Genomic DNA, 10,891 nt, shown 5'->3' on the forward strand with positions numbered 1-10,891 from the left:
TCCGCTTCGGACGAAAGTGGCTCCGAAACGGAGGCGTTTGCCGGCTAGCCCGGCTGCTGTTCGGACGGGACGGGGGTGAGTTCGTAGATGTCGAGCTGGCCGGGGGCGGTCCCCGCGACGGCCAGCCGCCAGCGGAAGCCGCCGACACGCTCGACCACGCCGATCATGTCGCGCGCAGGCTCGTTGCCATAGCCGATCGAATTGTCGCCAGCGCGGCGCTGGCGCGCGCCGAGGAAGACATAATGGTCGCCATCGGGATGGAAATAGCCCGCGGTGGGGTCGCTGCCGGTCTGCTTGACGAAGGCGATGCCGTCGGCCGTGCTCGACACGAAGCAGAAGTCGCTGGTCGAGGCGCGAACCGTGGCGGGACCGCGCGCCGGGGTGCGCAGGCGGAGCACGCGGCACCGATAGGAGCCGGGGGAGACCGCGGGCATGTCGAGCCCGGCATCGGGATCGACCAGCTTGCCCTGTGCACTGCGGACACGCGGCGAGAGCCTGGCGTGGAGCCGGTTCCAGTCCGCAGCCAGATTGTCGAGCCGAGCCGCGTCGTCGGGCGTGATCGACGTGCGCCATGCCGCCGGTTCTTCGACGGCGACGGTGCTCACCAGCACCACGCGCGACGGCGCCTTGGCCGCGCACGCGGCAAGGAGTGAACACAAGGCAAGCGTGGCGATGCGCCGATACATTGGCGATCCTCCGATCAACGTTCCGAATTGTCGAAAACCGTTATCGAAAGATAAACGCAAGACGTTAACGAAGCGTAAATGCCCGCGAAAATCTTGCGCTGCAGCATGGCGCGGTCGTGTTCGCCGACCGCGCCTGCGTGCCTCAGAAGTGGGCGATGATGCCCGCAACCGGCTGGAAGCTGTTGAAGTCGCCGAAGCTATTGACCTCGAGCCGGAACCGGATGCCCGAGCGGCTAGTGACGCCGCCCAAGCCGATGTCCTTGGGGCCGACTTCGATGCCGAGACCGGCGGTGATGTCATGGAAATCGCGGCTGTCGTCGCCCAGCGCGTCGAAATTGACCCACTGATAGCCGGCCTTGCCGTAGATGAGGCCACTGTCGCCGATGCGGAAGCCGGCGCGGCCCGCGACGCCATATTCCCAATCGATCGCGCCCTTGACACCCTTGGTGGCATTGCCTTCTACGCCTACGAACACCGGCCCGAGCGGCACGTTGACGCCGACGACGCCCTGGACGATCCCGCCGTCGAAATCGCGGCCGCCCGGAGCAGCCGGGATGCCCGCAGTGCGGTTATAGGCATTGTCGTCGAACTGCTCATAGCCGCCCATGATGCCGAAATAGGGTTCGATGCCGAAGCCCGGCGAGCCGTCCGGCGCGCGCGCGGCTTCGATATTGGCGTCGGTGGCGGTGTCCTGCGCGAAGGCGACAGTCGGGAGCGCCGCGGCGAAGGCCGCGGTGGCGAGTAGGATACGCATGTGGGGAGATAACCTCGTGGACGCTGTGAAATACTCCCGATGCCGCAACCCGGATACGCTGGGCACAAGCGGCATCGGTCAGGGCAGAAGCGACGAGCGAGTCTTTTGTTGCAGCGCAACCGAAGTAAAATCGCCGGGGTATAAAACTGTGGCACAAAGGCCACGGTTCCTGAACCTCAGATAAACGGAAAGTCCCTATTCGGCGGCCCGTGCCTCAGGCGCGTCGTCGGCGACGTCTTCGGGCAATGCCCAGACCAGGTCGCCCTTTTGCAGCGTGCGGCCGTCATGAGACTGGACGGTGACCTGCGCGATCGGCTTGTGGTCGCGGGTATCGACCAGCACCGGAAAGGCGGGGACGCAGGTCTCCCAGCGTTCGCCCCACTGGCGCAGCGCGATCATCGTCGGCAGCAGCGCATAGCCCTTGTCGGTGAGGCGATATTCGATCTTTCGGCGGTCTTCGGGGCAGGGTTGCCGTTCGAGAATGCCCTTGTCGACCAGCCGGGCGAGCCGGTTGGCCAGGATGTTGCGGGCAATGCCGAGTTCGGACTGGAACTCCTCGAAATGATGGAGCCCGTTGAACGAACCGCGCAGGATCAGGAACGCCCAGCGCTCGCCCATCGCCTCCAGCGCGGCCGGCAGGCTGCATTCTTTCGCAAGCGCACGCAGGGATTCTCTGATCGCACCACCCATAGCGAAATATCCTAACCCAAATCACCGTCGCTAGGAACGGGATAACGCATTGCAACGCAGCAATAGTTTCTGGTTGCAACTTACCTCTGTGTCAATTAGGTATCGTTTGGCAACCTAGTTGCACAAGGACACGCTCCCCAGGAGGAAGACATGACCCGTTTCTTCGCCGTCGCGGCAGCCGCCGCGGCTACGCTGGCGCTCACCCCCGCGACCGGCTTCGCGCAGACCGCGCGCGGCTATTATGCTGCGACGCCGGCGACTTCGACCGACAAGACCAGCCTAGTCACCCGCTCGACGATCTGGAAGTGCGGCGAGGGCGTCTGCGTCGCGTCCAAGGCCAATGCCCGCGACAACATCGTCTGCGAACTGGTCGCACGCGAAGTCGGCCAGCTCTCGGCATTCCGCGCCAATGGCGCCGAGTTCGACGCCGACGCGCTTGCCAAGTGCAACACCAAGGCACGCTAAAACCACAATTTCGTTGCAATGCCGCAGCACGGGACGCCATCTAGTTCCGTGCTGCGTCAATATGAACTTGTAGACCGGGTCCTTTCCTACGACCCCGAAGCCGACGAGGCGCTGCTCAACCGCGCCTATGTGTTCTCGGTCAACGCCCATGGCAGCCAGAAGCGCGCGAGTGGCGACCCCTATTTCAGTCATCCGATCGAAGTGGCCGGCATCCTTACCGACCTCCACCTCGATGATGAGACGATCGCCACGGCGATCCTCCACGATACGATCGAGGATACCGTCGCCACGCCCGAGGAGATCCGGCGGCTGTTCGGCGACAATGTAGCGCGAATGGTCGACGGGGTGACCAAGCTCTCCAAGATCGAGGCGCAGACCGAGAGCGAGCGCGCGGCGGAGAATTTACGCAAATTCCTGCTGGCGATGTCGGACGACATCCGCGTGTTGCTGGTCAAGCTGGCCGACCGGCTGCACAACATGCGCACGCTCCACTTCATCAAGAACCCGGACAAGCGCAAGCGCATCGCCCGTGAGACGATGGAGATCTATGCCCCGCTCGCCGAGCGGATCGGCATGTACGAGTTCATGAAGGAGATGCAGACGCTCGCCTTCCGCGAGCTCGAGCCTGAGGCCTATGAGAGCATCACCAAGCGGCTCGACAATCTCTCGGTCGAGGGCGAGGACCGCATCGCCAAGATCGCGTCGGGATTGAAGCTGCTGCTCGGGCGTGGCGGAGTCGATGCCGAGATTTCAGGACGCGAGAAACATCCCTATTCGATCTGGAAGAAAATGTCCGAGCGCCATGTGTCGCTCGAGCAGCTCTCGGACATCATGGCGTTCCGCGCGATCGTCGAGACCGAAGAGGAATGCTATCGCGCATTGGGGGTGATCCATCGCCGCTGGCCGATGGTGCCGGGGCGGTTCAAGGATTATATCTCGACGCCCAAGCGCAACGGCTATCGCTCGCTTCACACCACGATCATGCATGCCGGCGATACCCGGGTGGAAATCCAGATTCGCACGCGCGACATGCACGCCCGCGCCGAGTTCGGGCTCGCCGCGCACTGGGCGTACAAGCAGGATTCGGTGCGGCCCGACACCCAGGTCAGCTGGATTCGCGACCTGATCGAGATCCTCGAGCATGCCGAAAGCCCCGAGGAGCTGCTCGAACATACCCGGATGGCGATGTACCAGGACCGGATCTTCGCTTTCACCCCCAAGGGCGAACTGATCCAGCTGCCCAAGGGATCGACACCGATCGACTTCGCCTATGCCGTCCACACCGATCTGGGCGACCAGGCGGTGGGCGCCAAGGTCAATGGCAAGGTGGTGCCGCTGCGCACCGAGATAGCGCAGGGCGATCAGGTCTCGATCCTGCGGTCCAAGGCGCAGGAGCCGCAGGCCAATTGGCTCAACTTCGCGATCACCGGCAAGGCACGCGCAGCGATCCGCCGCCATATCCGGCACAAGGAGCGCGACGAAACCGTGGCGCTGGGGCGCAAGCTCTACGACGAGATCGTCGCGCGCCTACCCACCCCGCCGGGCGACGGTGCGCTCAAGGACGCACTCGCCCGCCTCAAGCTCGCGGACGAGGACGTGCTGATGGAGGCGATCGCGCGCCGCAAGCTGACCGACATCCAGGTGATGGAAGCGGTGATGCCCGGCTCGACGGACGGCGCCGAGCACGAAATGCCCAGCCAGGCGCGGGCGATCGACATCAAGGGACTGACGCCCGGCGTCGCCTTCGATTTCGCCGAGGATTGCCGGCCGGTGCCGGGCGACCGCATCGTCGGCGTCCGCCGCCCCGGCGAACCGATCGAAGTCCATCGCATCGATTGCGCCAGCCTGGCCGATACCGACGAGGACGATTGGGTGGACTTGACCTGGGGCGACAAGGCCGAGGGCGGCACTGCGCGGATCGCCGTCACGCTCAAGAACGAGCCCGGCGCGCTGGGCGCGGTGGCGACGCTGATCGGCCAGCAAAAAGCCAATATCCTCGGCCTGCGCATGGATAATCGCGACACCACGTTTCACACCAACACGATCGACCTGGAAGTCCGCAACGCCACGCATCTGATGCGGCTGCTCGCGGCGCTGCGGGCGGCGGATGCCGTGAATTCGGCCGAGCGTATCTGATGCTCGCCGCCGCTTTGCTCCTACTCGCAGTGCCCCCTTCCCTTGCACCCGCCAGCCCGGTGACGGCGCAAAAGGCCGCGCCGATGAACGACCAGCGCTTCTGGAGCATCATCGAGCGTTCGTCTGCCCGGGATCAGGCGCAGCAGAAGGCCAATCTGCGTCGCAGCCTCGCGGTGTTGCCAGTGACGGATCTGATCGCATGGCAGGCGGCCTATGATGCAAAGCGTACCGCGGCCTATAGCTGGGACCTGTGGGGCGCGGCCTATGTCATTCATGGCGGCGCGTCGGATGACGGTTTCGACTATTTCCGCAGCTGGCTGATCGCGCGCGGACGCCGCGTCTATGAAAGCGCGCTTGCCGACCCGGATAGCCTTGCCACAGCCATCGCTGCGGGGACTACCGAACCCGCCGAGTTCGAAGGCCTCGGCTACGTCGCGATTGAACTCTGGGCGACGCGCACCGGACGCGATCCCGCGCAAATGCCGAGCGACGTGGCGCAACCGTCCCAGCCGACCGGCAAGCCGTGGACGGAGGAAAATGCCGTCCTCGCGGCGCGCTATCCGAAGCTATGGAAGCGTTTCGGCAGCGCGCCACTCGGATAGGCGCTAGCCCCCCGCCGCCTTGGTCGCCTGGTCCATCAGCGCCTTGGCGATGCGGATCGCGTCGGCTTCCTTGATCTTGCCGGCCTGAAGCTCGTCGGCGATCTCGAGGACGCGGCCGCTGATCACGGTGCCGTGATCGGCTTCCTCGGTGATGCGGATGCCGCCCTTGGCCGCAGCGATGCGGTCCCATTCGGCGCGGATCGCGACCCAATAGCCCTTGGTCGCCGCCCAATAGTCCTCGGCTGCCTTGACGTTGAAGGCGTCGTCCCTCGTGTAGCTGTTGAGGACATATTCCTGGACGATCGGGGCGAGCGTGCCGCTGACCTCGCCCATCTTGAGATTGTCCTGCCAGTGGATCCAACCCGCGGGGCCGCGGGCGTGCCGGTTTATCCCGAGATAGCGGTCATAGACCGGGCCGCGGATCGCGTCGCGGCGGGCGAGCGGGCGCCAGCTCTCGCCCGATTGCCAGCGGCGCACGCCGCCGAATGTTTCCCACTTGCCCCAGCCGCCGTAGCGCGGGCTGTCGTCGACTTGGTAGACGGTCTGCGACCACACGCCCTTGCGCGCTTCGGGCGAGAGCGCAGTCCAGGTCCACGCATCGGGACCGGCATAAGTGAGGACGCGCGCGGGCTCATATTCCCAATCCTGCCGCCAATGCTTGATCACCATCGGCGTGCCGCCGGCATCGACGACGAGCAGATGCTGGAGGCGGATGAGGCGGCCCGTGTCCTCGATCACGCGGACGACTTCGTGTCCGCCCGATACCTTAGCCGGGATCGGCGTGTAATCGGCGCGCCACGACGTCGCTTCCTGCATGTCGAAGCGGACCTTGTAATTGCCCGCCATGCCTAGGATGTCGGCGCGGTCGGCATCGAACCTGGATGCAGGCGCGACTGCCGGCGTAGGCTGGGCGAGGACCGGGATCGGCGCGAGCAGCGCGAGTGCGGCGGCGAAGCGAAGGCTCTTCATGATGCGATTCCTCCTCAGAACCGGTAGCTGATCGAGACGCTGCCGTTGCGGCCCGGCTGGGTATAGGCATCCTTGACCGTCGAGGTGTCGGCGAGGCCACGCACGTCGTTCCACCAGGCATATTTGCGGTCGAACAGATTGAATACCCCGGCGCGCAAGGTCAGGCCCTGGGTCAGCCGGAAGAAAGCCGTGGCGTCGAGGATGGTGAAGGCACCGGGCCGATAGCAGACGCCGGTGCAGATGCCCGTGGTCGCATCCACGGCCTTTTGCGCGCTGTGGGTGGCGATCAGCTGGCCGCCGAAGCGCCCGTCGGCGTCGCGATAGCCGGCGCCCACGACCAGCTTTAACGGATCCACCGTCGAAAGCGGCGAACGCGCGCCATCGGGATGGATCACATCGCCTTCGGCATAGGAAAGCGCCACCCGCCCGGTGAAGCCGCCGACATTGGCTTCGAACCGTGCCTCTGCGCCCTTCACTTTGGCGCGATCTAGATTGACGAACTGGTAGATCGCCGGGTTTGCCGGGGTGAAGCCGCCGCTGACCACTTCCTGCGAGATGAAGTCCTCATAATCGGCGTGGAATGCGGTCAGGTCGACGCGGATGCCGCCCTTTTCATAGCGCAGCCCGGCCTCGATGCTCTCGCTCGTCTCGGGCCCGAGATCGGGGTTGGGGCGCGAGGTGTAGCCAAAGGCGATGTTCGAGAAGAACTGGTTCACCTGGCCCGGCTCGGGCGCCTTGAAGCCCTGGGCATAATTGGCGAACAGCCGGATGCCGCTGCCCGCCTGGAGCACCGCGCCGAGCTTGGGCGAGACGCGCGAATCGCTCTGCGCCGCGCCGGCGAAGCTCGGCAGCAGCGGATCGTCCTGCGGCGACAGGTCGTATGCATCGAAGCGCAGCGCAGGGTACAGCGTCAGCGGGCCGAGCGCGATCTCGTCGGCGATGTACACGCCGGCCAGCGTATAGTCGGTTTCGGGGAAGGCGCGGGTCGGGAAGACCTCGCCCGCGGGCGGCAGCACGCCGTCGCGCAGGCCGCGCTGGCGAGTCTTGCTGATATCGCCGCCGATTACCACGCGGTGCGCGAGCCCGCCGGTGGCGAAGCCCGAACGCAGCTCGACCGAGGCGCCGTAGACGGTGTTCTCGAAGGTGTTGAGCCGTTCGCGATCGGCGGCGGGGGTGCGGTCCTCGTCGGTGAACTGGCGGTCGTCGGCATCCTGCCAGAAGGCGCTGATCCGGGCGTAGTCGAACGCGCCTTCGCCGGTCCAGGTCCAGTCGCCGGCGATGCGGCCGCGCTTGCCGGTGTCGCGCGCTTCGAGCAGCTCGACCGTCGCGCTGCGCCCGGTGAGCACCTCGGTGAACAAATGAGTGTCGAGATATTCGCCGGTCAGGCGGAAGCGGTTGCCGCCGGGACCGTCATAGACGATGCGGCCGAGCACTGCGTTGGAGCGGCCGTCCTGCGGATTGGGCTCGGTGCGCGCGGCGCCGAGGCCGCCGACATCGCCCTTGTTGTCGAGCTCGCTGAAGTCGCGGCGGGTATAAGCGAGCATCGCCGACCAGTCGCCGCTGCGCCCGGCGAGGATCGCGGTCTGCGAAAATTCATTGTCCGCCGAACTGTAGGCCGAGCGCGCGAGCCCGCCGACCGACTTGTCGCCCGCCAGGAAATCCGCCGGGTTGCTGGTGACGAAGCTCACCGCGCCGGCCAGCCCGTCGCTGCCGTACAGCGCCGAGGCGGCGCCGCGCAGGATCTCGACCGACTTGATCAGCCCGACATCGACATAGTCGCCGCGCCCGGCCGCCTGCGCGCCGAAAGTGAAGCCGTCGGGAACGCGGACGCCGTCGACCTGCATCAGCACGCGATTGCCGCCGATCCCGCGGATGACGAAGCCTTCATTGCCTGCGCGGCCGGTGACGCCCAGCGCGGCGCCGAAGCGCGTCGGCGCGCGCGGGACAGTGACGCCCGGCTCGAAGCGGACGAGATCCTTGATGTCGGTCGCCAGTTCGTCGGCGATGCGGCGCTCGTCGATCACGGTGACGGTGGCGGGCGCATCGACGGTGGCGAGCGGCTGGCGCGTCGCAGTGACGGTGATCGGCCGCGGATCGACCACTTCCTCGCCCTGCGTCGGCGCGCCTTGCGTGACGTCCTGCGCCATTGCCGGCGTCGCCGCCGCGCATGCCAGTACGCTGATCCCCGTTGCTACCCACCGCTTCATTGAAATAAACCTTTCGCTAACGAGACTGACTCGCATTAGCGTCGGTTAGGATCATCATTCATGCGGGTCAATGCCGTAACGAAGTCGGGAGCGCGCATCGGGGCCACGCGCAATTTCATGTGACGGCGAAGCCACACGCCGCTACAGCGGCCGGTCATGAAGAGGCCCAAGCTTTCCGTCGTCATCCCCTGCTACAATGAAGAGGCGTGCCTCGAGGCGCTGCACGGCCGCGTGTCGGCCGCGGCGCAGGCGAGCGTGGGCAACGACTACGAGATCGTGCTGATCAACGACGGCTCGCGCGACCAGAGCTGGAAAGTGATGCAGCGGCTGTGCGAAGCCGATCCGCGCCTCGTCGCGATCAACCTCTCGCGTAACCACGGCCACCAGCTCGCGCTAACTGCCGGGCTCGATCTGTGCGCGGGCGAGGAGATCCTGATTATCGACGCCGATTTGCAGGATCCGCCCGAGCTGATGACCGACATGCGCGCGGCGATGAAGAGCCAGGGCGCCGACGTCGTCTATGCCGTGCGGCGCAAGCGTGACGGCGAGACGATCTTCAAGAAGATCACTGCCGCCTTTTTCTATCGCATGCTCGACCGGATCACCGACACGCCGATCCCGCTCGACACCGGCGACTTCCGACTGATGACGCGGCGCGCGCTCGACGCGTTCCTGTCGCTCCCCGAACAGGCGCGCTTCATCCGCGGGATGGTCGCCTGGGTCGGGTTCAAGCAAGTGCCCTTCCCCTATGACCGGCACGAGCGGCTGGCGGGCGAGAGCAAATATCCGCTCGGCAAGATGATCCGCTTCGCATTGGACGCGATCACTGGCTTCTCGACTGCGCCGTTGCGTTTCGCCAGCCATGTCGGGCTGCTGCTCACCGGCGCCTCGGTGCTGCTCATCCTCTACATCATCGTCGCGTGGCTGATGGGCAATGCGATCCAGGGCTGGACCTCGACGATGCTCGTCGTGGTGGTGATCGGCGCGGTGCAGATGTTCGTGCTGGGGATGATCGGCGAATATCTCGGGCGGCTGTACGTCGAGTCGAAGCGGCGGCCATTGTACCTCGTCGCCGACGTCGCCGGGCCGGTGCGCGGCCATGCGTCGCTGGGCTATCGCTTCGAGGATTCGGGCGAAGTCAGCGTCTCGCCGCAGGTTACGCGGAGCGAGGCGGCCGAATAGCTACCTTGGAGAGTGCTGCGTAACCTCACGGTGGGTTGCCCGGAGCCGGACGGGGGGGAGGGGGACCCCGTTACTTCTTCGAAGCCAGCGTGATCAGCGACAGCCCCGGCGGCAGCGGCACGCGGCCGACCATGTGGCGCTCGAGCCGGAAAATCCCTTCGAACAAGGTGTTGAGCGGCTTGGGCGGGGGCGAATCGTCGCTGTCGTCCTTGCCCATCAGCTTGCCGGCGAAGCGCGCCGCGACTGCGACCGGGAACAGCAGCGAATTGAAATAGCCGAGCTTGGCGCCTTGCAGCCCGGCCTTGTCGAGCAGTGCCTCGAACCCGGCCTTCGAATAGCGCCGCTTGTGGTGGTTGACCACGTCGTGCGCGCTCCACATCCATTGGTGCGCGGGGACCGTGATCAGGATGCGGCCGCCGGGCTTGAGCGCGGTGGCGATGGCCTGCAATGCCGCGACATCGTCCTCGACATGCTCGATCACGTCGAGCACCGCGACGAGGTCGTAGCTACCGGGCTCAATGCCGACCAGATCGGGAAGCGGCGAGGTGCCGACGGGCTTGCCGAGCCGTTCGCTGGCCTTGGCGCCTGCGGTCTCGTCGATCTCGATCGCGTCGATCTCGCCGAACTGGGCGAGCATCGGGAGGTTGTGCCCGGTGCCGCAGCCGATCTCGAGAATGCGCGCGCCCTGGGGCAAATCGCCCCAGCGCGTCAGGTAATCGGCGAGGATGTCGCGGCGGGCGCGATACCACCAATGCGTGGTGTCGTGCGCGGCCATGCGCTCATAAACGATGCGGTCCATTCTATCCGAATACCCATTGCCGGTTGAGCGCGAAAGTCGCGAACGGCGTTATCAGCACGATCGGCACCAAAGGGAGCCATTGCGGTCCGTGGAGCGGCCCGGTGATGACCCAGGTGAAGGCCGCGTTGAGGAGGAGGCCGAAGCCCTGCACGACGAGGAATTTCAAGTGCTGGCGCCCGCTCTGGTCGCGCGTGCCGTGCCCCTTGAAGCTCCAGAAGCTGTGGAGGAAGAAACCGCAGGTCACCGCGACGAGGAACGCCGGCGGCACCGCGGCCACCGCGAGGTTCTTGGGCAGCACGAAATAAGCGAGCGGCAAATACACCGCCGAATAGATCACCGTGGAGATCCCCCCGGCGATGCCGAACCGGATCAGCTGGCCGAGCACGCCGCCGGCCATCAGG

General features: G+C 65.8%; 11 protein-coding genes. 4 read left to right on the forward strand and 7 right to left on the reverse strand.

From position 1 onward, the window contains the following. Positions 1–44 precede the first annotated feature (44 nt). From BXU08_RS14830 to BXU08_RS14840, 3 genes are all read right to left on the reverse strand, one after another. Positions 45–686, reverse strand: coding sequence for a DUF4893 domain-containing protein (locus tag BXU08_RS14830; RefSeq protein WP_077510761.1), 642 nt, complete (start codon positions 684–686; stop codon positions 45–47). A 142-nt stretch (positions 687–828) separates the two neighbouring features. After that, entirely contained in the window at positions 829–1,440 is a 612-nt protein-coding gene (locus BXU08_RS14835) for an opacity protein (protein WP_077510762.1), read from the reverse strand. Positions 1,441–1,635: 195 nt separating this feature from the next. After that, positions 1,636–2,130, reverse strand: a complete 495-nt coding sequence (locus BXU08_RS14840) for a helix-turn-helix domain-containing protein (protein ID WP_077510763.1) — start codon at positions 2,128–2,130, stop codon at positions 1,636–1,638. 150 nt (positions 2,131–2,280) lie between these two features. Between BXU08_RS14840 and BXU08_RS14845 the strand changes: the two genes are divergently transcribed. The 3 genes from BXU08_RS14845 to BXU08_RS14855 all read left to right on the forward strand — a co-directional run bounded on the left by BXU08_RS14845 (position 2,281) and on the right by BXU08_RS14855 (position 5,333). Next, positions 2,281–2,595, forward strand: a complete 315-nt coding sequence (locus BXU08_RS14845; RefSeq protein ID WP_077510764.1) for a hypothetical protein — start codon at positions 2,281–2,283, stop codon at positions 2,593–2,595. Between the two features lie 48 nt (positions 2,596–2,643). Further along, positions 2,644–4,731: a bifunctional (p)ppGpp synthetase/guanosine-3',5'-bis(diphosphate) 3'-pyrophosphohydrolase gene (locus BXU08_RS14850; protein WP_077510765.1), complete on the forward strand. Its 2,088-nt coding sequence runs from the start codon at positions 2,644–2,646 to the stop codon at positions 4,729–4,731. An 83-nt stretch (positions 4,732–4,814) separates the two neighbouring features. Continuing rightward, complete coding sequence (locus BXU08_RS14855) at positions 4,815–5,333, forward strand: DUF4240 domain-containing protein (RefSeq protein ID WP_077512442.1); 519 nt, start codon at positions 4,815–4,817, stop codon at positions 5,331–5,333. Positions 5,334–5,336: 3 nt separating this feature from the next. On the opposite strand, the gene BXU08_RS14860 is transcribed toward BXU08_RS14855, so the two are convergent. Continuing rightward, a complete protein-coding gene (locus BXU08_RS14860; protein ID WP_077510766.1) occupies positions 5,337–6,302 on the reverse strand; it encodes a DUF6607 family protein in 966 nt (321 codons plus the stop codon). Between the two features lie 14 nt (positions 6,303–6,316). Next, entirely contained in the window at positions 6,317–8,509 is a 2,193-nt protein-coding gene (locus BXU08_RS14865; RefSeq protein ID WP_077510767.1) for a TonB-dependent hemoglobin/transferrin/lactoferrin family receptor, read from the reverse strand. Positions 8,510–8,665: 156 nt separating this feature from the next. Here BXU08_RS14865 and BXU08_RS14870 point away from each other — a divergent pair, with 156 nt between their 5' ends. Then, on the forward strand, positions 8,666–9,691 hold the full coding sequence (locus BXU08_RS14870) for a glycosyltransferase family 2 protein (RefSeq protein ID WP_077510768.1): 1,026 nt from the start codon (positions 8,666–8,668) through the stop codon (positions 9,689–9,691). Positions 9,692–9,761: 70 nt separating this feature from the next. Here BXU08_RS14870 and BXU08_RS14875 read toward each other — a convergent pair whose 3' ends face one another. Together BXU08_RS14875 and BXU08_RS14880 are read right to left on the reverse strand one after the other, a co-directional pair. After that, on the reverse strand, positions 9,762–10,490 hold the full coding sequence (locus BXU08_RS14875; protein ID WP_077510769.1) for a bifunctional 2-polyprenyl-6-hydroxyphenol methylase/3-demethylubiquinol 3-O-methyltransferase UbiG: 729 nt from the start codon (positions 10,488–10,490) through the stop codon (positions 9,762–9,764). Between the two features lies 1 nt (position 10,491). After that, on the reverse strand, positions 10,492–10,887 hold the full coding sequence (locus BXU08_RS14880; protein ID WP_171982532.1) for a GtrA family protein: 396 nt from the start codon (positions 10,885–10,887) through the stop codon (positions 10,492–10,494). Between the last annotated feature and the right edge of the window lie 4 nt (positions 10,888–10,891).

This window comes from Sphingomonas sp. LM7, assembly GCF_002002925.1.
Classification (GTDB): Bacteria; Pseudomonadota; Alphaproteobacteria; order Sphingomonadales; family Sphingomonadaceae; genus Sphingomonas.